General features: G+C 47.1%; 21 protein-coding genes, 4 pseudogenes and 1 riboswitch. Of the genes and pseudogenes, 17 read left to right on the top strand and 8 right to left on the bottom strand.

Annotated elements, in window-relative coordinates:
• Positions 1 to 170: 170 nt before the first annotated feature.
• On the top strand, positions 171 to 410 hold the full coding sequence (locus tag ACESTD_RS14485; protein ID WP_195288817.1) for a hypothetical protein: 240 nt from the start codon (positions 171 to 173) through the stop codon (positions 408 to 410).
• Between the two features lie 765 nt (positions 411 to 1,175).
• Here the strand turns inward: ACESTD_RS14485 and ACESTD_RS14480 are convergent.
• The 3 genes from ACESTD_RS14480 to ACESTD_RS14470 form a co-directional block, all read right to left on the bottom strand.
• Positions 1,176 to 1,322: a hypothetical protein gene (locus tag ACESTD_RS14480; protein ID WP_272216660.1), complete on the bottom strand. Its 147-nt coding sequence runs from the start codon at positions 1,320 to 1,322 to the stop codon at positions 1,176 to 1,178.
• Positions 1,323 to 1,386: 64 nt separating this feature from the next.
• The gene (locus ACESTD_RS14475; RefSeq protein ID WP_373158957.1) at positions 1,387 to 1,551 is read right to left on the bottom strand and encodes a DUF6549 family protein; all 165 of its coding nucleotides are present in this window, start codon (positions 1,549 to 1,551) and stop codon (positions 1,387 to 1,389) included.
• Between the two features lie 147 nt (positions 1,552 to 1,698).
• Positions 1,699 to 1,839, bottom strand: a complete 141-nt coding sequence (locus ACESTD_RS14470) for a hypothetical protein (RefSeq protein ID WP_373170106.1) — start codon at positions 1,837 to 1,839, stop codon at positions 1,699 to 1,701.
• Positions 1,840 to 2,077: 238 nt separating this feature from the next.
• Between ACESTD_RS14470 and ACESTD_RS14465 the strand changes: the two genes are divergently transcribed.
• From ACESTD_RS14465 to ACESTD_RS14450, 4 genes and pseudogenes are all read left to right on the top strand, one after another.
• Positions 2,078 to 2,398 carry a helix-turn-helix transcriptional regulator gene (locus ACESTD_RS14465; protein WP_195288814.1) on the top strand — a complete coding sequence of 107 codons (321 nt, stop codon included), beginning with the start codon at positions 2,078 to 2,080 and terminating at the stop codon, positions 2,396 to 2,398.
• Positions 2,388 to 3,945, top strand: a pseudogene (locus ACESTD_RS14460) (type II toxin-antitoxin system HipA family toxin). The gene ACESTD_RS14465 and the pseudogene ACESTD_RS14460 overlap by 11 nt, the downstream one beginning before the upstream one ends.
• Positions 3,946 to 4,306: 361 nt before the next feature.
• A pseudogene (locus tag ACESTD_RS14455) lies at positions 4,307 to 5,191 on the top strand (MFS transporter); the annotation flags it as partial.
• Between the two features lie 164 nt (positions 5,192 to 5,355).
• Positions 5,356 to 5,463: pseudogene (locus ACESTD_RS14450) on the top strand (IS110 family transposase); the annotation flags it as partial.
• Here the strand turns inward: ACESTD_RS14450 and ACESTD_RS14445 are convergent.
• The 4 genes and pseudogenes from ACESTD_RS14445 to ACESTD_RS14430 form a co-directional block, all read right to left on the bottom strand.
• On the bottom strand, positions 5,452 to 5,754 hold the full coding sequence (locus ACESTD_RS14445) for a HipA N-terminal domain-containing protein (RefSeq protein WP_195288805.1): 303 nt from the start codon (positions 5,752 to 5,754) through the stop codon (positions 5,452 to 5,454). The pseudogene ACESTD_RS14450 and the gene ACESTD_RS14445 overlap by 12 nt on opposite strands.
• A 13-nt stretch (positions 5,755 to 5,767) precedes the next feature.
• Positions 5,768 to 5,971, bottom strand: a complete 204-nt coding sequence (locus ACESTD_RS14440; protein ID WP_195288804.1) for a helix-turn-helix transcriptional regulator — start codon at positions 5,969 to 5,971, stop codon at positions 5,768 to 5,770.
• 486 nt (positions 5,972 to 6,457) lie between these two features.
• A pseudogene (locus ACESTD_RS14435) lies at positions 6,458 to 6,996 on the bottom strand (transcriptional regulator); the annotation flags it as partial.
• Positions 6,997 to 7,125: 129 nt separating this feature from the next.
• Complete coding sequence (locus tag ACESTD_RS14430) at positions 7,126 to 8,358, bottom strand: Cof-type HAD-IIB family hydrolase (protein ID WP_005832678.1); 1,233 nt, start codon at positions 8,356 to 8,358, stop codon at positions 7,126 to 7,128.
• 100 nt (positions 8,359 to 8,458) lie between these two features.
• Positions 8,459 to 8,658: riboswitch (cobalamin riboswitch) on the top strand.
• A 58-nt stretch (positions 8,659 to 8,716) separates the two neighbouring features.
• Between ACESTD_RS14430 and ACESTD_RS14425 the strand changes: the two genes are divergently transcribed.
• The 10 genes from ACESTD_RS14425 (at position 8,717) to ACESTD_RS14380 (ending at position 20,611) form a co-directional block, all read left to right on the top strand.
• On the top strand, positions 8,717 to 10,732 hold the full coding sequence (locus ACESTD_RS14425) for a TonB-dependent siderophore receptor (protein WP_195288803.1): 2,016 nt from the start codon (positions 8,717 to 8,719) through the stop codon (positions 10,730 to 10,732).
• 53 nt (positions 10,733 to 10,785) lie between these two features.
• Positions 10,786 to 11,886, top strand: coding sequence for a YncE family protein (locus ACESTD_RS14420; protein ID WP_005831744.1), 1,101 nt, complete (start codon positions 10,786 to 10,788; stop codon positions 11,884 to 11,886).
• 5 nt (positions 11,887 to 11,891) lie between these two features.
• Positions 11,892 to 13,025 (top strand): ABC transporter substrate-binding protein, encoded by a 1,134-nt coding sequence (locus tag ACESTD_RS14415; RefSeq protein WP_035448897.1) that lies wholly within the window; start codon positions 11,892 to 11,894, stop codon positions 13,023 to 13,025.
• A gap of 81 nt (positions 13,026 to 13,106) precedes the next feature.
• The gene (locus tag ACESTD_RS14410; protein WP_005832671.1) at positions 13,107 to 14,135 is read left to right on the top strand and encodes an iron ABC transporter permease; all 1,029 of its coding nucleotides are present in this window, start codon (positions 13,107 to 13,109) and stop codon (positions 14,133 to 14,135) included.
• A 233-nt stretch (positions 14,136 to 14,368) separates the two neighbouring features.
• Positions 14,369 to 15,631 carry a carboxypeptidase-like regulatory domain-containing protein gene (locus tag ACESTD_RS14405; RefSeq protein WP_005832669.1) on the top strand — a complete coding sequence of 421 codons (1,263 nt, stop codon included), beginning with the start codon at positions 14,369 to 14,371 and terminating at the stop codon, positions 15,629 to 15,631.
• Between the two features lie 54 nt (positions 15,632 to 15,685).
• A complete protein-coding gene (locus ACESTD_RS14400) occupies positions 15,686 to 16,237 on the top strand; it encodes an RNA polymerase sigma-70 factor (RefSeq protein WP_005832667.1) in 552 nt (183 codons plus the stop codon).
• On the top strand, positions 16,234 to 17,094 hold the full coding sequence (locus ACESTD_RS14395) for a FecR family protein (RefSeq protein ID WP_373158958.1): 861 nt from the start codon (positions 16,234 to 16,236) through the stop codon (positions 17,092 to 17,094). Before ACESTD_RS14400 ends, ACESTD_RS14395 begins: the two co-directional genes overlap by 4 nt.
• Positions 17,091 to 18,644 carry a carboxypeptidase-like regulatory domain-containing protein gene (locus tag ACESTD_RS14390; RefSeq protein WP_118273954.1) on the top strand — a complete coding sequence of 518 codons (1,554 nt, stop codon included), beginning with the start codon at positions 17,091 to 17,093 and terminating at the stop codon, positions 18,642 to 18,644. The genes ACESTD_RS14395 and ACESTD_RS14390 overlap by 4 nt, the downstream gene beginning before the upstream one ends.
• Positions 18,645 to 18,763: 119 nt before the next feature.
• A complete protein-coding gene (locus ACESTD_RS14385; protein WP_005832662.1) occupies positions 18,764 to 18,940 on the top strand; it encodes a DUF4250 domain-containing protein in 177 nt (58 codons plus the stop codon).
• 72 nt (positions 18,941 to 19,012) lie between these two features.
• Positions 19,013 to 20,611 carry a ClC family H(+)/Cl(-) exchange transporter gene (locus tag ACESTD_RS14380; RefSeq protein ID WP_120381553.1) on the top strand — a complete coding sequence of 533 codons (1,599 nt, stop codon included), beginning with the start codon at positions 19,013 to 19,015 and terminating at the stop codon, positions 20,609 to 20,611.
• Here ACESTD_RS14380 and ACESTD_RS14375 read toward each other — a convergent pair.
• Positions 20,608 to 21,975, bottom strand: coding sequence for a TrpB-like pyridoxal phosphate-dependent enzyme (locus tag ACESTD_RS14375; protein ID WP_005831725.1), 1,368 nt, complete (start codon positions 21,973 to 21,975; stop codon positions 20,608 to 20,610). The two genes, ACESTD_RS14380 and ACESTD_RS14375, sit on opposite strands and share 4 nt — an antisense overlap.
• A 133-nt stretch (positions 21,976 to 22,108) precedes the next feature.
• Between ACESTD_RS14375 and ACESTD_RS14370 the strand changes: the two genes are divergently transcribed.
• On the top strand, positions 22,109 to 23,938 hold the full coding sequence (locus ACESTD_RS14370) for a TrkH family potassium uptake protein (RefSeq protein ID WP_373158960.1): 1,830 nt from the start codon (positions 22,109 to 22,111) through the stop codon (positions 23,936 to 23,938).
• Positions 23,939 to 23,943: 5 nt separating this feature from the next.
• Positions 23,944 to 24,630 carry a TrkA family potassium uptake protein gene (locus ACESTD_RS14365; protein WP_117748958.1) on the top strand — a complete coding sequence of 229 codons (687 nt, stop codon included), beginning with the start codon at positions 23,944 to 23,946 and terminating at the stop codon, positions 24,628 to 24,630.
• The last annotated feature ends 19 nt before the right edge of the window (positions 24,631 to 24,649 follow it).

Here is a 24,649-nt window from a genome sequence, read left to right as displayed (position 1 = left end):
GGGCATGGAGATAAGGAAGGCAAAAAGAAAGAAGGGATTCAGAAACAGATTTAGGTAGTAGAGGAGTATAATCGTGAGGTCCAGAAATTCTTAGGTTGTGAAATGTTCTATTTTATACTATTCCCTGTAGCTAACTGAATGTCCTGTCATGGAGTTCAGATCTTAAACCATTGATCGAAGAGCTGCTCGCCGAGGTGTTGTATTTCTATGATGATAAAATCAATACTTGCAAAAAGTTTATAGCCAAGTACAGGGAAAAGCTTGTCAAATTGGAGGAGCGTATGGGCAAGGCAAATGTAGGGCTATGCGATAAAATCAACGAAGAAATTGACGGTTACACTTTAAGTATCAAAGATTATGAAGAATCACTTGACGACTGGCAATACTGGCCAATAAGTTCGGCTTTTTGAAAGATATGATGGAGAATGATGATAATGCCGAACACTATGAATTGATTTATACGAAATGCTAAAAAGAAAAGAATAATGAAGTATAATATATGAACGACCTCCATATTTGTATAACGTGGTTATTTGAAATTGACTTAAATCACTATAATCGCTAAAATCTCCAATATGAATTTAATGAGGAAAGGAAAGATCGATATATTCGTTTTGGTACCAATTATGCAATTACTACTAATATTGTGAAAATATCCCTTTGCATTATTATTATGAATATATTCTTTATTTTTGTAGAGATTATTGCCTTATCAGCGACATTGGTATAACTGTCCTTAATTGGTATAAGGATCTTTTTTATATGGAAGGCAAATCCCTTTTTGCTAAATCTGAACAATTGTAAAATAAAATCATTTTTCATTTATTTCCTATAAGTAGGTTGGGCATTTATGATAATTGGTTCTATAAAATATATGTGCTCTTATAAACAGGTTTATTATATGTCATATTAACATTTATTATGTCCGAAAAATCACTCATTTTTCGGACATAAATTATATAAGTAGTAGTTTCTTAATTCTGGATATTTGTAAATATTTTATTTTTAATAATGTGCTATGTAGAAGACTATTTTATGGTAAGATGTCTACTTTTAGACCAATGAATTCTCCGAAATGTATAAAGTCCATTTTGCATGGATATCCGGATTAGGCATGTACATCACTTTTTTCTAATGCTGGAGATAATTCATCTTCTAAGCCAAAGATGTTTTTGTCAATATGGATTACTGCCTTTGCCCGCCTCCAAGACCACCAGCTCTTGTATTCCACCCATACCGCTTGGCGCAGCGTCACCGGCATCCGAATCTCGCCCCGCAATCGGTTTGATAATTCCAGCAAGCTGAACGTACGGTGTTATCATCTCCACTTTCTGCCTCAGCACCGGCACCGTATCCCGCACAACGACCGTATCGCGGATAGAAGCGTCAATGGGACTGCAACCTCCACCTCATCCGTACCACTACTTCAAGGTTTTTAATTTTCACCCCGAGACGCTTGATGATTGTGGCATCTTCCACCCTGAACCGCTTGTACTCGTCGAGTGTCAGCCGCAATGTCTTGGAGTTGAGCGCCATCGTGACCGAATCCACCCGCATGTGCTTCACCTCCGAAAGCAGCGCGTACTATTCGATTGGTAACGGTCCTGTTCCGTCCTCAGCCTCACGGCATGACGGTGTTGTAACCATACGACACCACCGAGAATCACGACAGCGGCCAACGGGCATTTTACCGGAATTCTATTCATAGGTCATCGCATTCTCAGGGATAAACCATAGAAAATCATCCAAATATGCCTCCTTTAACAGTACCAGCGCACCGTGGTTTTTCTTCTTTCCGGAAGCGAGGTCTTCCACGACCAATCCGTGCCGGTCCGTCAATTCGTCGAGTCTCAGCTCGGAAAGCTCCGCCGAGGCAACGTTTCACGTTTATTGGGGGGCAATGTATCAATAATATTCATTCGGAGTATCTGTAAAAATGCTATATGCCGGATATGGGTTCGGTATACTTCGCCTGAGAGGTTCTTTTTGCAGAAGTAGTTTTTGAGTATAATGGTAAATATATTAATTATTAGATACTATATTTGGATTTAAGCGTTAATATATTTACCTTTGTGCTATGATGACAAATTCTATAACCCGGGCGATGTCCAATCCGGAGATTATTGCGGAGTTGGGCAGAAGATTCAAGGAATACAGGCTGGCTGGCAAGCTCACCCAAAAAGAGGCCGCCGAGCAGGCCGGTGTAAGCCTTGTTACTTTACGGCAGTTTGAGAATGGAAATGCCTGTAACATCAACATGGGTAATTTTCTTGCGCTCCTACGGGTAGCGGACTGTCTGGAACAAATGGATGAGCTGTTGCCGGAAATACCTGTTTCGGCATACGTGCTGGAAGAAATGAAGAGTAAAAAAACGAAAAGGGTGAGACATGGAAAATAATATTGTGAATGTTATGCTATGGGATGAAGAGGTAGGGAAGCTTTATTGGGACGAAAGGAACAGAAGGGCCATCTTCAATTATCATCCGGATTTCGTAAAGAAAGGCTTGGAAATAGCTCCGTTGACCGCTTCTGTAAAGGGGGGGCAGCAAAAGGTATGCCTATATCCGGCAATAAGGATAAACTCTATCAGGGATTGCCGCCGTTTTTGGCAGATTCTTTGCCTGACCGGTGGGGAAATATGGTTTTTGACCGGTGGGCCGCGCAGAACCGTATCCCGAAACGTATGCTCACTCCGGTAGATAAGCTCTCTTTCATCGGGAAACGAGGGATGGGGGCTTTTGAGTTCGTTCCGGCTACTCCCGGACTGGAATCTTCTTCTGCTCTTCAGATAGACAGCTTGTACCAACTGTCACGCCGTATTTTTGAAGAACGGGAAGAGGTGTCGGTGCAAGAAGACGAGACGCTGCATCTGCAAAGTATCTATGAGGTAGGAACTTCTGCCGGGGGACAGCATCCGAAAGCCATTATCGCCATTCATGAAACCACACATGATATACGCTCGGGCCAGGTGCCCTTGCCCGAAGCCTATACTTATTACATCCTGAAATTTTCGGAAGGAGAAGATTTTCCTTTTACACAAATGGAAATGGCGTACTATGAGATGGCAAAGGAAGCCGGAGTGACCATGATGCCCTCGCGGCTTATTGAGATAGAGGGGAAATATCACTTTCTGACGGAACGCTATGACAGGATAAACGGGGAGAAAGTACACACTCAGACGCTTGCTGCGATGAATCCCGATGCAACTAGTTATGAAGATTTGTTCGAAGTGTGCCGGAGGCTGAATATTCCGGCCAGTGAGCAATCGGAACTCTACCGCCGGATGGTATTCAATGTAATGGGTGGTAATGTGGATGACCACATCAAGAATTTTTCTTTCCTGATGGAGAAAGACGGGAAATGGCATATTACTCCGGCATACGATGTAACATTTACCACTAATTTGGACGGTGCAGCATACGAAAACATACACTGTATGAGTATTGCCGGAAAGAATGATGAAATAGTAGAAGATGACCTGCTACAGTTTGCGAAGCTGAACGGTATAAAGAATGCAAAAAAGATAATAGATGAAGTGGGTATTGCCATCGGCCATTTCTATGATCATGCCTCTGACCTGCAGATAGACGACTACTGGAAGAACCGTATAGAGCAATATCTTTCGGGCTTGGTGCCTCTGGAGATAGGAGAGGCTATGAGGCATTATTTGCCTACACTTGTAGAGCCGTATGAAACAGAAGACAACTTACAGGTATCGGAGGTTACATCATAGAGAATACTCGGCATGACTTCCGCATAGAAGCAATGATTAACGGAAAACGGCAAAAATATATTGCCGGTCGTAAAAGTGATTTGGCCGCTGAAATCATAGCTAAGGGCAGAAACAAGATGCCTACGGAGGATAAGAAAGCACTTGTGGAACGGCTGTTGCTTCCTTTAGCTAGAAGGGATAGTGAGAAAACAAATAGCAATAGCAGGAGATAGACTGTTGTGAACCGTTGGATACGTGAGCCAGCGGTTTTTATATGGGGGGAGTAGTAGGTTTGGAATGTAGCCAGTAGGTAACTGGCTTTTTTGGTATATTGTATACAGGTAAAATATTATGAATTCATGGAATTTGAGGGACTAAAACAAGATGGATACATTTATTGCAAAACAAACTTTGTACAATAGCAGGAGTGCATTCTGTAAAATTGAGATGCTTGCGGCTATTAATGGTTCAAAAATAAAATATTTATAATTTTTTAAACAGAGAAAACGCTGTTCTGTTTTTATGAATTTACATCTGATTATCAAATTATTAACTTAAATAGTAGATATGAAAAGAAAGCTGTAAGAACATGCAATGACTCCAAACGTTTTATATGGTATTTATTACGTATGTCGCCTGAGTATGAATATTGTACGTAAACCTATTGTAGAAGACGGTGTGTTTTCGGAAACAGAACTAGGTATCATCGGTTCCTGCCTCTTCTTTGTCTACGCCGTAGGAAAGTTGACAAATGGTTTTCTGGCCGACCGTAGTAATGTAAGGCGCTTCATGTCAACCGACCTGCTCTGTTCTGCCTTAATTCATTTGCTATTGGGGTTTACAAACTCTTTTTATGCCTTCGTCCTTCTTTGGGGATTGAATGGATGGTTTCAGTCAATGGGGGCTGCATCGGGAGTTGTTTCCTTGAGTCGCTGGTACAACAGTAAAGAATGCGGAACCTATTATGGCTTCTGGTCGGTCAGCCATAACATCGGTGAGGCTTTTACTTTCATGACAATCGCCTTGATTGTAGGTTGGATGGGATGGAGGTATGGAATGATTGGTGCAGGGGGTATCGGCTTGCTTGGGTTCCTGATGATGATTACCTTTATGAGGTATACTCCTCAAAGCCAAGGGGGCTTGTTGGGCAACGAGGCACCCGCTCCCAATGGTAATGCCAAGAAACAGTAGGAAGAATTTAGTCGTGTCCAGAAAGCGGTACTTCGTAATCCTGCCATTTAGATATTGACACTTAGCAGTGCTTTCATGTATATCAGCCGATATGCAGTGAATAGCTGGGGAGTGTTCTATTTAGAAGCGGAGAAAGGTTATTCCACGTTGGATGCCAGTTTTATTATTTCCATAAGTTCCATTTGTGGAATAGTCGATACCGTTTTTTGGGGTATTATTTCTGATAAGCTGTTTGCAGGAAGCCGTAATTTCCCCGCATTAATCTTTGGACTGATGAATGTGATAGCTAGCATAATTGCATTCTTTTCATACGTTGTTTTCTAATGCAAACTTATATAAAAAACTTGATTTATAAGCGTGTTCAATAAAAATAAAGACCACTCCGTTCGTTCATATTTCGAGATTCCCGAACATTTAGTATCTTTCAAGTGCTAAAAAATAGTACTAATTATATGAGGAACGTATGTGGTCTTAATGTGCATAAAGATAATGTGTTTATGTGCATTCTCAAAGAAAATGGTGATAAAATTGAAGAAAAGTTTGGTGTATTAACTCCTGAGCATATCTTTTCTTTCAAGCGCCGATAATATGCTGAAGTAATCTTCTTCGTTTATCTTACATAATCGACAAAAGATTTTCTTATTTGCTCCTTCAGGTAGTAAATTTGTAAAGAAGGGGAACAAGTATTGGCTTGTGTACGATTGGTGAGACTTAGGTAAAGTCAATGAGATGGCAGGAAGGGAAGGATTGATAAAATAACCATCATCATAACAAAACGTATATTCTTGTTTTGAATGTTCAGTAAGTAATCCGGCGTAAATATGATTACAGAATATTTTTAATTCTCTCATAGGTGTTACTTTTTTAGCTTGTTGTTTTCTTTACATTAAGGCAAATTTCTCGCCCAAGTACTTCGCAAATTTTTTCTATTGTTTTTAAGGAAGGGTTTCCTTTTCCTCGTTCAATGTTCTTGATCGTGGATAAACTTATCTCTGATATTTCAGCTAAATTCTCTTGCGAAATTCTGAGGATGCTTCTTCTGCTTTTTAATACTTTGTAAAACTCCATAGTTTGATATAATGAACTAATTATGCAAATCATAGTGAGAATGTATTGGAATATCTATAAAAGTTTAATTTAATAAACTTCTAACTAATCAAAATACATTCAATTGATGATTTATTAAGATGGCTATATATTTATTGATTTTCTGATATACTTATTGTTGTTTATATCTTGAAAAGCTTTATCTTTGCACAGACAATTGTTATCTATAGTGATGAAGTATAGGTAGTTATAGGTGATTTTCCTATAATCATTGATTTATTATAATAACTGTAGTAACTTGTGCTATTTTTGATATGCTAATAGATACTTATTGTGTTTTTTGGCACGATTTTGGCACGGATTCTATGTAACTTGCTGATTTACAGTGTTTTTACTTTTGAGGAAGTGAAGTAAGTTGCAATAGGTGATTTTATAGAAAAAAGAGGCGTGTAATCCATTAAGTTGCACGCCTCTTGTGTTTTTGAATTTCAAGTCAGTCTTATATACTTATTTTTCAGTTTGAGGATTAATGACAATGCGCCAATAGCCACCAAAGTTCTCACCTTCACGAGATAAGATATCCATAGACCGCAATTTTGCAATTTGTTTTTCTACGGCACGAGAACTTATACCAATCTTGTAAGCCATAGTTTCGGCTGACATAGGAGGAACGGAAATGACGAAATCGATAATCTTCTGTGCTGTCTTTCCTATGTTTTTAGGGGCATCTGTGCTCTCTCCGAACTTTTGTCGTTTACACCGAACATTTTCGCATTTACACCGAACTTTTCGACCGAACTTTCTTCGTTTGCAGGATACTTTTTGAGGGGACTATTTACCCTTTCGGCCACTTCTTCTACGGGTATTCTTTCGTTCTTTCCCCAATTCAGATTATAGAATGTAGTGAAGAAAGAAGATGCTTCCGTATTGGCAAAAGCCGACACGGATTTAAGCCATGACTTCACTTTCTTACGTCCCAACATTTCCTTGAAATCATAAGCTGAACATTCCGTTATCAATGTATTGTTGCGTATCTGCATCGTTTTCTTTTTGTTGTTCGGGTATAACACTCTAATATAATTTACAAAGGTAAGGATAAAACCGAGGAATTGGTTAACCCCCTCGTTCCTTTTTGATTTTCATGCATTTACATTACGTAGTTTATAACAGTTATTTTATCTTTTCTTTATAACACTATTCACTACCCGTATAGAGGAGACCAGTTTATTGGTGGAAGTAAATACGTCCACATTCCACACATGGGATGAACGCCCTTTATGAACGATGGTTGCCACTGCCCTTACGGTATCTCCTTCGTGTGCAGAAGAAATATGATTTCCGCTGACTTGCATTCCCACGACAATCTCATCAGATTCGCAGATAATCATGGAGCCGAGCCCGGCAACGGTTTCTGCCAAGGCAAGGGTGGCACCGCCATGCAGAATGCCGAAGGGTTGGCGGGTACGGTAGTCGACCGGCATGGTTGCTTCTACGCGCTCATCCGAAGCGTATGTGTATTGAATGCCCAAGTTTCCCATCAATGCGTGTCGTGCCCGTTCGTTCAGTAAATCAAGAGGCACCTCTGCTGCACGCACTTCTGCCAATATTAGTTTTTCTACGGCCAGGGCCACTCCATCTTCTTCATTCGATGCAGTCACATAGTCTGCACAGACCTTTACAGAATCTTGTGAATGTCCCATAGCTACCCCCATGCCGGCCAATTGGAGCATGGTCACATCGCATACGCCATCTCCAACGGCAATGACTTCTTCCCGTGTTACTCCCAAATGCTCTAATAGGGCGCCTAACGTATTCGCTTTATTGACTCCGCAGGGCACCACCTCTAAAAAGTAAGGCTCGGAACGGAAAGCATCCAGAGTACCTGCCAGGCGTTTTTCCCAATGTTGTTCCAGCCCTATCAGAGCTTTTTCCTTATCACTCACCAGCATGCACTTGCAAGGCGCGAAGTCTATGGCAGTAGAGAATTCATCTTCCCTGATTATCTTCAAATTGTTTAGCAGGGCTTCATTCTTTATATATTCATTGTCCGGACTATCCGTAATGAGGGTATCATCGTGGTAGGTGAAGATGGCAAAGCCGTTCTTGCGGGCTTTCTTTTCCAGATAAGGCAGCATTTCCGGATTGATGCGTCGTTCAAACAATATTTCTCCGTTCTGTGCTTTTATTATCTGGCAACCATTATAGGAGAGAACAAACCCTCCATAATTGCCGAGTTCGAGGGTTTTGGCCAGTGGCATCAGTCCATAAGTCGGCCTACCGGATGCCAAAACTATGCGCACTCCCATTTGCTGGACCTTTAGCAGAGCAGCTAATGTCCTTTTACTAATTTCTCTTTCATCATTGAGTAGCGTTCCATCTACATCAAGAACCAATAACTTATATTTCATGGCAACTCGATTTTGGGGTTATTATGTTACAAAGTTAAAAAAATGACTGTTAAAACGGTAATATTCGTTTTATTGTTTACTGAAACTTCTTTTATTTATCCTATCTTTGTCCACGTTTTGTTCCGCGTTCTCTATCCGGAGAAGCGGATGAAAAGGGAATCGGGTGAAAGTCCCGAACAGTCCCGCTGCTGTGAGTTCCATGCTCGGTGTATCATACTTGTGCCACTGTTCTTCGGAAAGAACGGGAAGGCGATGTACCGGGAACGAGTCAGAAGACCTGCAAAACAAAGTCGAAAAATTGTCCATTCGAGGAAAGTGGGCAGTGCGCAAATGGTTTAAGATAATCTTCATTTATTCTATGTCAGGAAGGACTAAGGTATTACTGGTCTGTGCTGTTTCATTGGGTGCAAGTATACTCCGGCTCTCTGCCCAGGAGGTGGGGGGAGATACGATTACGGGGAAAGTGCATCAGATAGAGAAAGTGACAGTGACAGCACGCAGGTCGCCCAATAAAGTGACTTCTGCCGTACCCATACAGACAATGTCACGGCAGGATATCAGCCAGCTGGGAATACAGAATATGGCAGATGCTGTACGCCGTTTTGCCGGAGCCAATGTAAAGGACTATGGAGGCATTGGAGGACTGAAAACGGTTTCCATACGCAATATGGGAGCAGCCCATACAGCTGTCAGTTATGACGGGGTGGCGGTGAGCAATTGTCAGGCAGGGCAGATAGATATCGGGCGTTTTTCGCTGGACAATGTTTCCATGCTTTCGCTCGCCATCGGGCAGTCGGAGGACTTGTTACAGTCCGCCCGCTTGTATGCGTCGGCCGGTGTGCTGGGCATAGAGACGGAAAAACCTCATTTTGATGACGGGCGCAATGCCGCTTTTCAGGCACGGGTGCGCGGAGGGTCGTTCGGCATGGTCAGCCCCTCGCTGCGCTGGTGGCAGAAACTGGGCTGCCGTACACGCGTGGCGGTAGATGCCGGTTATATGAGGGCGGACGGTAATTACCCTTTCACGCTGGTCAATGGGAAATACGTGACGGAAGAGAAACGTAACAACTCCGGCATCTATTCCTGGCAGGGCGAAGCTACCTTTTATCATACTTTCAAGGATGACAGCGAACTGGATGTGAAGGGTTACTACTTCTATTCCCGCCGGGGACTTCCAGGGGCGGTTACGCTCTATAATCCCCTTTCCGATGAAACGCTTTGGGATGAGAATACTTTTGTGCAGGCACGTTATAGGAAGCATTTTTCGCCCCGGTGGAGTTTGCAGGCACAGGCAAAGTATAATCATGGCTGGAACCAATATAAGGATGAGGGCAAGGAATATGCCGACGGATATTATCGGGAAAATCACCGGCAAGACGAATATTATATTTCCGCGACCGTTCTCTACCGTCCTTTGGAAGCTTTGACCCTTTCGTTGGCGCAGGATGGGGTGATAAACAAGTTGCGCAACAGTTTGCCGGAATGTCCTTTCCCTACAAGATATACTTCCATCAGTGCCTTCAATGCACGCTACCGGCAAGGATGGCTCACGGCCACGGCTTCGCTGGTGCATACTGCCACTTCGGAGCATGCCGAGAAAGGTACGGTCCCCGATGACTTCCATCGCTTTGCCCCCTCTTTATCAGTCAGTATGCAGCCTTGGCAGGACGAGTCGCTGTATTTCCGGTTGATGTATAAGAGTACGTTCCGTCTGCCCACTTTCAACGACCTCTATTACTACCGGCTGGGCAACCGTAATCTGCGACCCGAGAAGGCAGACGAATATAATGTCGGTATCACATGGAGCAAATCCGGATTGTCTGTGTTCGACTATATCTCCGTTACGCTCGACGGTTACTATAATGATGTGACGGATAAGATTGTGGCTTTTCCCACCACCTATGCGTGGAAGATGGCGAACTACGGCAAGGTGCATGCCGCAGGTGTGGATGCTACTTTGGCGGCAACCGTTCCATTGACGGAGAAAATAAGACTGATTATGTCGGGCGGATATACATGGCAAAAGGCCATTGACCTGACCGATTCCGACGCGAAGAACTATAAGGACCAATTGCCTTATACTCCTCTTCATAGCGGAAACGCGTCTGTCATTGTGGAAACGCCGTGGGTGAATGTGGGCTACTCGGCGGTAGGAGTGGGAAAGCGTTACTATTTGTCGCAGAACATTCCGGAGAATGAGATTGAAGGCTATCTGGAGCATACGATGAGCCTCTCTCATGAGTTTGCTTTGGGCGGTTGCCGGCTTCTGTTGCAGGCCGAGATTATAAATCTGACAGATGAACAGTATGACGTGATAAAATATTATCCTATGCCGGGTCGTTCGTGGCGGTTGACGGGTACTTTCAAGTTTTGAATAATCTATTTATGAACAACAAAAACTAATTATAAACAATAACAACTGTGATTATGAAAGTAAGAAGTTTATTATTCGGTATGCTCTGCATGCTTGCTTTGGGTGCCTCTTTGGCATCTTGTAGTGACGACGATGACGATTCTCTGGATGACGGCGGGTCGAAGGTGACACTGCCGCAGACGCGTGTTTATATTCTGAATGAGGGTGGTTGGGGAGCTAATAACGCAAGACTTGCCTTTTATGCACCCAATAAGGATGCGGATTTCATCAGTGATATTTACCAGACTCAAAACAACGCCAAGTTGGGTGACCTTGGTCAGAGTATGATTGAGTATGAAGATGAAATATATATAGCTGTAAGTGGTTCCAATTATCTGACTAAGCTGAATGCTGCGGGTGTGGAGTTGAAACGTGTTTCGTTTGTAGACGACAACGACCTCAGTGCAGGCATTCGTTATATCGATGCTGAGGATGGATATATCTATGCTTCCTTCTACGGAGGAGCTGTAGCTAAAATCAATGCGAAAACGTTGGAGGTAGTGGATAAATTGACCGGACTTGGCGACAATCTGGAAGGTGTGGCAATCTGCGAGGATATGCTTTATGTGGCGAATAGCTGTACTGCTGATTGGAGCACTTATCACAATGACGTAAAGGTGATAGATTTGCGTACTTTCAAGTTGAAAGAGACGTTGACGGTAGGTTTGAACCCCAATGCTTTGGTTGAAGAGGATGATAAGGTTTTTTTGATTTCATGGGGTAATTATGTTGATATTGGCTATTCATTACAGATGATAGACCCTGCTGCCAACAATAAGGTGACGGAATTAGGCAGTGCCACCCGTATGTGTGCTACTGATGATATTCTCTATTTGACTTATTCAAATTACACCAATCCTACCGCTTCTTTTTTTACTTATAATATAAAGACTGGAAAGATGGATGAAGCTTCTTTCTTGAAGGATATACCGGAAAAGTTGAAAACTTCTACGATTTATATGTTGGAAGTAAATGATAATAACGGTGATTTCTATATTGGTACTTCTGAATATACCACGAACGGCACCATTTATCGTTTCAAGAAAGACGGTACCTTTATAGAGCAGTTCGATGCAGGAGGTATGAATCCTAATTCTGCTATCTTCTTCAATTAATATCAATGAAAAGAAATAGTTTACTTATCTGTCTGTTCGCAGTCCTGTTTCTTTCCTCCTGCGGAGGAAGGGGCAAGACTGCCTCTGCTTTGGCCAACGGTGACACCATTCCCTTACGTTATGCAGAGAATCTTACCTTAGTGTCCTATCCCGGCTATACCCTTGCCACCTTGCGCAATCCTTGGGATACGTTGCACACGCTACATACCTATATACTGGTCCCGAAAGACCGCGAACTCCCGGCACATCTTCCGGCAGGTACTGTGGTACGTACCCCGCTCTCCAAATCAGTCATCTACTCTTCCGTCCACTGCGGACTGATGGATAATCTGGGTGTGTTTGGTAGCATCGGCGGTGTCTGCGACTTGAAGTACATCAAACTGCCCACCGTTCACGAAGCCTGCCGCCGGGGCACCATCGCCGATTGTGGCGACGGTATGAATCCCGATATGGAGCGCATCATCGACCTGCATCCCGATGCCATCCTTCTGTCTCCGTTCGAGAACAGTGGCGGTTATGGCCGTATCGAGAAACTGGATATTCCCATCATCGAATGTGCCGACTACATGGAAACCTCCGCTTTGGGACGTGCCGAGTGGATGCGTTTCTACGGACTGCTCTTCGGGGTTGCGCCACAAGCCGACAACCTTTTTGCTGAAGTGGACAGTTGTTACCAACGCCTCAAGATGCGTGCGCAACTTTCATCCACCTCGTTCTCCGTTGTCAGTGAGTTGAAAAGCGGCTCGGCATGGTACGTGCCGGGAGGGCGTAGCACCATAGGAAGGCTTTTTCAGGATGCTTGCGGGCGTTACGCTTTTGCCGACGATACCCACAGCGGCTCTGTTCCTCTGGCTTTCGAGACCGTTTTCGACAAGGCGGGCGATGCCGACGTCTGGCTGGTGAAGTACAACCGTGACCGCGACATGAGCTATGCTGATTTGGAGGCGGATTATATCGGCTACACCGGTTTCAAGGCTTTCAAGACCCGGAATGTCTATGGTTGTAATACGGCGAAAGTTCCTTTCTACGAGGAGACTCCGTTCCGTCCCGATTATTTGTTATCCGACCTGATACAGATTCTGCATCCCGAAATAGGAGATTTGGGAGGCTTGCGCTATTTTTGCAGACTGAAGGAGTGATGAACACAGAGATACGGAACTTTTGTGAAAGTAATAGAAAACTCTGTGCCTCCGTGTCTCTGTGTGCTAAATAATGTAACTATGAGTAAAGGCTGGAAATATGGTATCGGGTTGGGAGTAGTAATCTTATTGCTTTTTGCGGGCAATCTGCTGGTAGGGTCGGTTTCGATTCCGCCTGCCGATGTTTTCCGTATCCTGCTCGGTGGAGAGGGGGAGAAGGCAAGCTGGAGCTTCATCCTTTGGGAATCCCGTTTGCCCCAAGCGCTGACGGCGCTGCTTTGCGGTGGCGCATTGGCTGTCTGCGGACTGATGTTGCAGACGGCTTTCAAGAATCCGCTGGCAGGACCATCCATTCTGGGCATCAACGCCGGGGCAAGTCTGGGAGTGGCCTTCGTCATGCTGCTGTTTGGCGGTAGCATCACGGCAGGGGCGTTCAGTCTGTCCGGCTTCTTCTCCGTGCTGCTTGGCGCATTTATCGGAGCCATGCTGATTATGGTACTTATCCTTTTCTTTTCCACGCTGATAAAGAGCAATATCATGCTGCTGATAACGGGTATCATGATAGGCTACATCGCTTCTTCGGCCATTGCCCTGCTGAACTTCTTTGCTACGGCAGAGGGGGTGCAGTCCTATATGATATGGGGGCTGGGCAACTTCGGTGGAGTTTCCCTACAGCAGATGCCGGCCTTTGCGCTGGTCACCATTGTGGGACTGTTCGGCTCATTATTGTTGATAAAGCCCCTGAACGCCTTGTTGCTGGGAGAGCGCTATGCCGAAAATCTAGGTGTCAATATCCGCCGTGTGCGCAACTGGCTTTTGATTATCACCGGGCTCTTGACGGCTGTCACCACCGCTTTCTGTGGTCCGGTCGCCTTTATTGGCCTGGCCGTGCCGCATGTGGCCCGCATGATATTGGGGACAACCAATCACAATTCCCTATTGCCGGTTACCATCCTGAGTGGCGGTGCAGTGGCACTGCTTTGCAATCTGATTTGCGTCTTGCCCGGCGAAGCGGGTATTATTCCCTTGAATGCCGTCACGCCCATTATCGGTGCGCCGGTCATCATCTACGTTATTCTGAGCCAGCGGAAGCCCCAACAATTCAACTAAGCTATTGCCGACAGCTTGACAAGTTTTTGCCTTACTATTGGCAAGACTTTGCCACCGCGTTGGCAAACTTTTGCCATAGGCATGGCAAAGTTTTGCCAAACCTATGGCAATGTCTTGGCAAAATTTCTCTCTGATTATCAACGTGCTACTTTTTTTGTATTTTTCTCTCCATTCTATAGGGTTTTATCTTCCTCACCGCTCTTATTAATAGAAACCCCTTAAAAACATGCCTTATGAAAAACTTTGTAGGATTTACACTTGGGTGTTTGTTTGCATTCTTATCTTCGGGTATCACCCCGTTGATGGCGCAGGACGCGGCAGTGAACGAGCTCGTCATCACCGGTACGGTCAAGAACAAGGACAGCAGGAAGAAACTCGAAAACGTGAACGTCTCTGTTGTCGGCAACAATATCGGAACGGTGACCAATGCCGACGGCACATTCTCCTTGAAAGTAGCGGAAGCGGAAGCTTTCCGTGGACTGGAAGTCTCCCATATCGGCTATCTCACTACACACCTCTCTCTGGAAGAACTTGAAAAAACGGGCGAGCTGACCATCTGGATGATACCGGCCCCCAATCTTTTGAGCGAGATTGTGGTCTATGGCAATAATCCCCGCGTCATAGTGGAAGAGGCCATCAAGAAAATTCCAGTAAATTATTCTGGCAATGACAACATGCTGACCGCCTTCTATCGGGAAACCGTGCAGAAGCGCCGCCGCTATATCAGCGTGTCCGAGGCAGTGATGGATGTCTATAAGACGGATTATAACTCCCGCGATGTAGACCGCGACAAGGTGCAGCTGCTGAAAGGCCGCCGCCTGCTGAGCCAAAAGCAGAGTGACACGCTGGCTGTGAAAGTGGTGGGAGGTCCCAATTTGTCCCTTTATCTGGACATTGTGAAGAATGGCGATGCGCTGTTGAGCACGGACAATCTGGACTATTATGAATTCCGTATGGAGGACCCCGTCAATTTGGATAACCGCATGCAGTATGTGGTCAGCTTCCGTCCGCGGGTCAGCCTGATGTATGCCTTGTTCATCGGGAAACTGTATATAGACTACGAACGGCTTTCCTTTACACGTGCCGAGTTTGGCCTGGACATGGCAAATCGGGTGAAGGCAGTGGAGGCCATTCTGCATAAGAAGCCCGTCGGCTTACGGTTCCGCCCGCAGGAAGTCACCTATCTGGTGACCTACAAGCAGCAGGGGGCCAAGACTTACCTGAACTATATACGGAATGTCATCCGCTTTAAATGCGACTGGAAAAAAAGGCTGTTCTCCTCCAGCTACACCGCTTTCTCTGAAATGGTGGTGACCGACAGGACGGAAAGCCCTCTCTCCGGCATCTCCAACAAGAACACCTTCAAACGGAAGCAGGTATTCTACGACCTGGTGGATGAGTACTGGAACGAAGACTTCTGGAGGAACTACAATATCATAGAACCTACGGAATCCCTGGAGAATGCAGTCTGCAAATTGCGGAAGCAATCCAATTGATTATCTGATAGTTTTCTTTATCTTTGTAGAAGATAAGCTGTACCTCAACATAGTATGCTGAATGAACTGATGATACTGGCCAGAATAAAGGAGGGCGATATAAAGGCGTTCGAAGGAATCTTCCGCCGGTATTATTCCCCCCTTTGCTGGTATGCTGCGGGCATCACGGGTGATACGGCGTCCGCCGAGGAAATTGTGGAGGAGCTGTTCTACGTGCTGTGGAAGAATCGGGAGCGGTTACAAGTATTCCAGTCCGTGAAAAGCTATCTCTACCGTTCTGTGAGGAATGAAGCCGTGCAGTTTTGTGAGCATCAGGAGGTCAAGGAGCGCTATCGGGCATCTGTCCGTACGGAGTCCGGGCCGGGCTATTCGTCCGACCCCCACGCGCATTTGGAGTACGAGGAACTCCAGACCCTCATCCGGCATACGCTCGACAAGCAGCCCCGGCGCCGGCAGCAGATTTTCAGGATGCACCGCATGGAGGGGAAGAAATATGCAGAGATTGCCTTGTCGCTTTCGTTGTCCGTCAAGACGGTGGAAGCGGAAATGACCAAGGTACTCCGAACCTTACGAAATGAAATTGATAATTATATCCGGACACAATGATGGAAGTAGATAAAAAGAAGACAAGGACCGACGAGGCATGGGTACGGCTTTATGCCCGCTTCGAAACGGACTGCCTGCTGCCGGCAGATGCGGAACACGCTTCGGCAACGCACCGCAGGCTTTACCTCAAGTGGGGGAGCGTTTCGGCAGCCGTGATTGCCGGAATCGTATGTTTTGCCGCATGGTGGGCCGTACCGGAACAAGGTGGGGACAGTCGTAGCTTGCTGACGGAGGAGAACCGGGAGAAGCCCACACTGGTCAAGACCCTTGAAGACGGTTCGGTGGTATATCTGGCGCAGGAAAGCACGCTGAAGTATCCCGAACATTTTGCGGAAGACAAGCGGGAAGTGAACCTGCAGGGCGAAGCCTTCTTTGATGTGGCAAAGAAACCCGAGCAGGCTTTTACGATTGAGACGGCGAGAGTGCGTGTGGAGGTACTGGGCACGGCTTTCAATGTCAGGAGCAATGAAGGGGTCCCCTTCAGCTTGTCCGTGAAGCGCGGGAAGGTGAAGGTGCTGCTGAAACAAGAGGAACAGACGGTCTTTGTAGAGGCGGGAGAAACGGTTATCTTGCAGGGGGGCAGTCTGTTCGTCAGCGAGACGGAGAATCCGGAGCTCTTTGACCGCTACACCAGCAACATCCGTTTCAAGGACGAGTGCCTGGAGGATGTGCTGCGTGCCATCAATAAGGAGTCTGCCGGCTGGCAGATAGAAGCCGCGTCGCCAAGCCTGGGCAAACGGCGGCTGACGGTCGAATTTTCGAATAACTCCCCGGAGTCTGTGGCCGAGCTGATATGCTGGACGTTCGACTTGAAGTGTACACGTCAGGGCAATAGACTGATATTGTCGGAACAATGAATTCAATGAAATGCTTCATTCTCCATTTGCCACTCTTCATTTTCTTCCTGGCAGGCAGTGCAAGAGCGGACGGAGGCGATGTGCTGGACCGCATCGTCCGGCTGCCTGGAATGAAGGGAACGGTTTATGCGCTGTTGGGGAAAGTCTCGGAGCAGTCCGGCTATCTGTTTATCTATGATAGTAAGGTCATCCATAACGACTCAGTGGTGAGGGTCAGGAAGCAGGAGTGTTCCGTGAGGCAGGCCATTCATAGGATAACCGGCAGCCGGAACCTCGAATTGAAGGTATTAGGCAACCATATATTGATAACACGGGCGGCAGAAAGGAAGAGTATGGAAGAAACGGTACCCCTGCCGCCCCGACCGGCATATTCCACCATTGCCGGAATCCTGCTGGACAAGGAGACGGGAGAGCCCGTCGTCAGTGCGTCGGTCATCGCACAAGGAACCTCACTGGGTAACATTACCAACCAGAACGGTGAATTCCGGCTCAACCTGCCCGACTCGTTGAGGCGCTGCATGCTCTCCTTCTCCCATCTGGGTTATGTGGGGCAAACGGTGGAAGCCTCTGCTTTGGAAGGACGCAGCAATGTCCTGAGCCTTGAGCCGAAAGTCATTTCCTTGCAAGAAGTGCTTATCCGCTTGGTGGAGCCTAAAAAGCTGCTTCGCGAGATGATAGAGCACCGGGATAGGAACTGCTCCACTTCTCCGGTCTATCTGACCACCTTCTACCGGGAAGGTGTACAACTGAAGAACAAGTTCCAGAGCCTGACGGAGGCCGTTTTCAAGGTCTACAAATCACCGACGATGGAACCCGGACAGAAAGACCAGGTGAAACTGCTCAAGATGAGCAAGATAGATAACCGGGAGCAGACGGACAGTGTGCTTGCCAAAATCAGCTCCGGGGTGGAGGCATGTCTGCAGTTGGACATCATGAAGAATCTTCCAGACTTCCTCTTGCTGGAATCCGGCGAGGAACTTTATACCTATACTTCGGGCGACATCGTATCGGTGGACGACCGTACTGCCAACGTCGTCTATTTTGAGCAGAAACGTGGGGTAAAGGAGCCTTTGTTCTGCGGAGAACTCTATATAGACTCGGAGAACAGCGCCTTGCTGCGTGCCCGCTTCGAAATTCATCCCCGGTATGTGAAGGCCGCCACACGGCTTTTCGTGATACGCCAGGCTCCGAAAATCAGGCTGACAACGGAGAAACTTGTCTATACCGTCTCATACAAACCCTGGAACGGTACCTATTATGTCCACCACATCCGTGGCGACCTTTACTTCAAGATGAAGAGAAAACGCATGCTCTTCAGTAATCCCACTCTGTATACCTGGTTCGAGATGGTGACCTGCCGGATTGACGGGGAGAACGTGACGCGCTTCCCGCGTGCGGAACGGTTGCCGGTGCATACCGTCTTCTCTGAAACCGACTTCAAGTATGATGCCGATTTCTGGGGCGACTTTAATGTGATTCCGCTGGAAGAGGAGCTTGGCAAGATTATCGAGAAGGTCTCCTTGAAGATAGAGCAGACGAAAGCTCCGTAAACATGGCCCTCAATCGTTTGCGGCGGGTAGGTTGTATATTCTACACTAAAATTATCTCTATTTTGTTTTTTTATTGTAATTTTGCCCCCGGTATTAGTTTAAATTTAAAGATTGTAACTATGAGATTACCTGAGGACCCGGTGATGCTGTACAGCTTCATCAACATGAAACTGCGTGATTTCTATCCTTCGCTGGACGCGCTCTGCGAGGATATGAACGTAGAGAAAGAGGACATTGTACGAAAATTGAAGCTCGTGGGATTTGAGTATAATCCTGCAAAGAACAGATTTTGGTAAATAATGTTTCTGTATAAAACAACTCCCGTTGCTTGTTGTTGTAAAGCGCAAGTTAACGGGAGTTGTTTTGTTATGGAACTATGGGATAAGGCAGAACGTCTTTGGACGAGGGTCAAGAACTGGAAAACAGTACGCGGCTGGCACATCTGGAAGTTGAAGCTGGTGGATGCCCGGTTGTATTTCGTCAGCATGTTCGTCGGTTTGCTGACGGGACTGGTCGCTGTACCCTATCACTATCTTCTCTATTATCTGTTCCACCTCCGCAGTGGTTTCTTCGCTTCGCATCCGGCCTGGTACTGGCACATTCCACTCTTTCTGTTTTCTTGGGGCATTCTCGTCTTCGTCATGTGGCTCGTGGGGAAAATGCCGCTTATCGGTGGGGGAGGTATTCCGCAGACACGCGGCGTGATTAACGGGCGCATCACTTACCGGCATCCTTTCATCGAGATGGTATCCAAGTTTGTAGGGGGCATTCTGTCCTTCTCGGCGGGGCTGTCTTTGGGGCGCGAAGGGCCTTCCGTGCAGATAGGCTCTTATGTGGGTAGCCTGGTATCCCGCTGGACTCATATCCTGAAAGGCGAACAGAAACAGTTGCTGGCAGCCGGGGCGGGAGCGGGGCTCGCTGCGGCTTTTGCAGCGCCACTGGCTTCCTCGCTCATTGTAATAGAATCCATTGAACGCTTCGATGCCCCTAAGACGGCCATCACTACCTTGCTGGCGGGTGTTGTGGCAGGAGCCGTGGCAAGCATGGTCTTTCCTGTGAATCCTTACCATCTGATAGAAGTAACGGAACCGGTTTTCGCCTTCTTTGTCCAGATGAAGTATTTCTTGATATTGGCGGTGATTGTCTCCGTATGCGGGAAGTTCTACTCCTCCACCATGAATGCTTTCAGGCATGTGTATGCCAAAGTCAATTCTCCGGCGTATGTCAAGATGTTCTATCTGGTGCTGGTGGCCTACATCATTTCGCTGATGCAGGTCAATCTGACTGGAGGCGGGGAGCAGTTTCTGCTGGCCCAGGCACAGAACGGCAGTACGCAGATTATGTGGGTGACGGCCGTCATGTTGCTGCATTTTGTCTTTTCAGTTTTCTCTGTCTCTTCCGGATTGCCGGGCGGCAGTTTCATTCCGACGCTGGTTACGGGAGGGTTGTTGGGACAGATTGTCGGTCTGGTAGGAGTGAGGTACGGTGTCATCGGGCAAGAGAATGTCAGTTATGTCATGCTTGTTTCCATGTCGGCTTTTCTGGTGGCCGTGGTCCGTACACCGCTCACGGCCATTGTGCTGATTACGGAGATTACGGGGCATTTCGAGGTCTTTTACCCTTCGGTGGTTGTTGGTGGGTTGACCTACTATTTTACGGAACTTCTGCAAATGAAGCCTTCCAACGTCTCCCTCTATGAAGATATGATTCATGCTCCCGATTTTAAAGAAGAGAAACGCTATACGCTTTCAGTGGAGATTATGACGGATTCTTATCTGGACGGGAAACTGGTGGACGAACTGTCCCTGCCGGAACGTTGCGCCATCATCAATGTACATCGGGATGGAAAAAATCTGGTCCCCACGGGAACTCGTTTGATTCCGGGGGACCAGGTACAGATTGAGATGGACTCGCAGGACATAGAGAAACTCTATGAACCGCTTGTCAGTATGGCGAATATCTATTAAGCCAGATTGCCTATCTCGTCCAGATTCTTCTGGATGTCGGCATCCGTCAGCTCGTAATTCACTAAATCGCCGGACAAATACTTGTCGTAGGATGCCATGTCGATAAGTCCGTGACCGGAAAGGTTGAACAGAATCACCTTCTCTTCACCCGTTTCCTTGCATTTGTTTGCTTCGCGGATGGTGGCGGCAATGGCATGGCAGGACTCGGGGGCGGGGATGATGCCCTCTGCTTGCGCAAACAGACAACCGGCGTCGAATGATTCGAGCTGCTTGATGTCCACCGCTTCCATATAACCGTCCTTCAGCAGTTGTGATACGATGACACCTGCACCGTGATAGCGTAGGCCGCCGGCATGGATATTGGCAGGGGCAAAGTTGTGTCCCAGTGTAAACATGGGCAGCAACGGAGTGTATCCGGCCTCGTCGCCGAAGTCGTATTGGAATTTGCCGCGTGTCAGCTTCGGACATGAGGCAGGTTCGGCGGCGACAAAGCGTGTTTTCTTTCCTTCGAGGATGTTGTGGCGCATGAAGGGGAAGGCGATACCGCCAAAGTTGGAACCTCCTCCGAAGCAGGCGATGACGGTGTCGGGATATTCACCCGCCATTTCCATCTGCTTTTCGGCTTCCAGTCCGATGACGGTCTGGTGCAGGGCCACGTGGCTCAATACGGAGCCGAGGGTATATTTGCAGTTGGGAGTGGTCTGTGCCAGCTCTATAGCTTCGGAAATGGCTGTTCCCAGCGAGCCCTGATAGTTGGGATGGGCGGTCAGTATATCTTTTCCGGCGCGGGTAGACATGGAGGGAGACGGGGTAACCTGCGCACCGAATGTCTGCATGATGCTGCGGCGGTAGGGCTTTTGCTCGTAACTGATTTTTACCTGATAGACAGCGGCTTCCAGTCCGAAGAGGCGGGCGGCATATGCCAGGGAAGCTCCCCATTGTCCGGCACCGGTTTCGGTGGTCACGTTAGTCACTCCCTCCTGCTTGCAATAGTATGCCTGCGGGATGGCGGAGTTCAGCTTGTGCGAGCCCATCGGGCTGACGCTCTCGTTCTTGAAGTAGATATGTGCCGGTGTGCCGAGCGCTTTCTCCAATCCATAAGCGCGCACCAGCGGAGTGCTGCGGTAGTATTTGTACATTTCGCGGACCTCTTCGGGGATTTCAATCCACGTGTCGGTCTGATTCAGTTCCTGGCGGCAGAGTTCCTCGGCAAAGATAGGATACAAGTCTTCTGCTTTCAGCGGTTGCTTGGTGCCGGGGTGAAGCGGTGGCATGGGCTTGTTCACCATATCGGCTTGTATGTTATACCAGTACTGTGGGATTTCCTCTTCCGGGAGAATGAATCTTTTCTTTTTGTTGCTCATAGTGGTTAAAATTATTAATAATTCAATGCCCAAATGTAGCTATTATTTTTGAACCAATTTCTTTTTCCTTTTGTTTTTTGTATATCAAGGTATATTTGTCTAAGTTTGCCGCGTTTCATTAATCGATGCATTTATGAAGATTTATCATAAATTCCTTTTGTATCAAAATAAATGGATTCACCCTTACGTACGGATGACAGTGGGAGTAATGACTTCCATCACTTATTTGGCCTCCATCCTGCTGATTGTCGGCGTGGTCTATGAGCATGGCTTTACGATTTCAGAGGTCGAGGCGCATCAGCTCCAACGCTTGTACCATGGGGTGTGGGTTGTTTTCCTGGCAGACGTCACTCTGCGCATTTTGCTGGAATATAAGGATACCCGTCGCACGTTCAGTAAGCTCACCTGGATACTGACCATTCTGCTCTATCTGACTCTTATCCCGGTCATTTTCCATCGTCCGGAGGAGGAGGGCGCCATCTTGCAGTTCTGGGAATTTCTGCATGGCAAGGCCTATCACCTTATTCTGCTGCTGGTGTTTTCCTTTTTCAGCCTTTCCAACGGGCTGGTACGGTTGCTGGGGCGGCGTACGAACCCTTCGCTTATTCTGGCTGCAAGTTTCTTGATAATCATAATGATAGGCACGGGGCTGTTGATGTTGCCGCGTTGCACGGTGAACGGCATATCGTGGGTCGACTCGCTGTTCATATCCACCAGTGCGGTGTGCGTCACGGGGCTGACGTCTGTCGATGTGGCGTCCACTTTTACCCCGACCGGTTTTGTGGTAATCATTCTGCTGATTCAGATAGGCGGTCTGGGAGTGATGACACTGACGAGTTTCTTTGCCATGTTCTTCATGGGTAATACCTCGTTGTACAATCAGTTGGTGGTGCGCGACATGGTGAGTTCCAATTCCTTGAATTCCTTGCTCTCCACCCTGGTCTATATTCTGGCCTTTACGCTGGTGATTGAAGGAATAGGGATGCTTGCTATCTGGGGAGACATCCACGGGACGATGGGGATGGACCTTCAAGAAGAGCTGGCCTTTTCCGCTTTTCATGCCATTTCCGCTTTCTGCAATGCGGGATTCTCCACGTTGCCCGGAAATCTGGGTAATCCGTTGGTGATGACGGGGCACAATCCGTTCTTCATCTATATATCTCTGCTGATTATTTTGGGGGGTATCGGTTTCCCCATACTGGTGAATTTCAAGGATATTATTCTTTACCATCTGCGTCGTCTGTGGCACTTTCTGCGTACGTGGCATTGGGACGGCAAGCGTTTTTACCATCTGTACAACCTGAATACAAAGATTGTACTGATAGTCACCTTCCTGCTGCTGGTACTGGGCACGGTGGGCATTGCTGTCTTTGAGTGGAATGCCTCCTTCGCCGGCATGTCGGTGGCAGACAAGTGGACGCAGGCGTTTTTCAATGCCACGTGTCCCCGTACGGCAGGCTTTACCAGTGTGGACTTGGCAGGCTTGGGGGTACAGACATTGCTTATATATCTGTTTCTGATGTGGGTGGGAGGCGGTTCACAGTCTACGGCAGGCGGTATCAAGGTAAATGCCTTTGCGGTAGTGGTGCTGAATCTGGTGGCTGTGTTGCGCGGCACGGAACGGGTAGAGGTGTTTGGCCGTGAGCTGTCACACGATTCTATCCGTCGTTCCAATGCCACGGTGGTGATGTCGTTCGGCGTCTTGTTGCTGTTTATTTTCATCATCAGCATTCTGGAGCCGGGTACGTCGCTTTTGGCCATTACCTTCGAGTGTGTGTCGGCATTGAGCACGGTGGGGTCCAGTTTGAACCTTACCCCGCGGTTGGGAGACGACAGCAAGCTACTGGTGGCACTGCTGATGTTTGTGGGGCGTGTGGGACTGATTACGCTGATGCTTGGCATCATCAAGCAGAAGAAGCATACGAAGTATCAGTATCCGAGTGGTCAGATTATAATCAATTAAATAAGATGAAGTATATTATTATCGGTTTAGGGAATTATGGTCACGTGCTGGCAGAAGAGCTTTCTGCACTGGGGCACGAAGTGATAGGTGCGGACGTGAGCGTCGGCCGGGTGGATAGTCTGAAGGAAAAGATTGCCACAGCCTTTGTCATCGACGCTACGGACGAGCAGGCCTTGTCCGTGTTGCCGCTGAACAGTGTGGATGTGGTGATTGTTGCCATCGGCGAGAATTTCGGTGCATCCATCCGTGTAGTGGCTTTGCTGAAGCAGAAGAAGGTGCAGCATATCTATGCCCGCGCCATTGACGCTGTCCACCGTTCCGTGCTCGAGGCCTTTGAGCTGGAACGCATTCTTACTCCCGAGGAGGATGCCGCACGCGGACTGGTACAGTTGCTGGAATTCGGTGCCGATATGGAGACATTCCGCGTGGCACCGGATTATTATGTAGTCAAGTTCACCGTTCCGGACAAGTTCATTGGCTATTATGCCAACGAATTGAATCTCGATAAGGAGTTTGGCCTGAAGATACTCGCCTTGAAACGTGCCGAGACTTTGAAGAATTGCCTGGGCATCTCGTATGTGGAACACAATGTACTGAACGAACTGCCGGAAAATGACCAGATACAAGCCGGCGACCAGTTAGTGTGCTACGGACGGTATAAGGATTTCCAGAAGTTCTGGAAAGCACTATGATAATTGGTAGTTGGAAATG

Origin of the sequence: Bacteroides sp. AR20, assembly GCF_964250605.1 — a bacterium.
GTDB lineage: Bacteria > Bacteroidota > Bacteroidia > Bacteroidales > Bacteroidaceae > Bacteroides > Bacteroides uniformis.
Note: the sequence above shows the minus strand (reverse complement) of the source record. Positions and strands in the feature narration are given on the sequence as shown.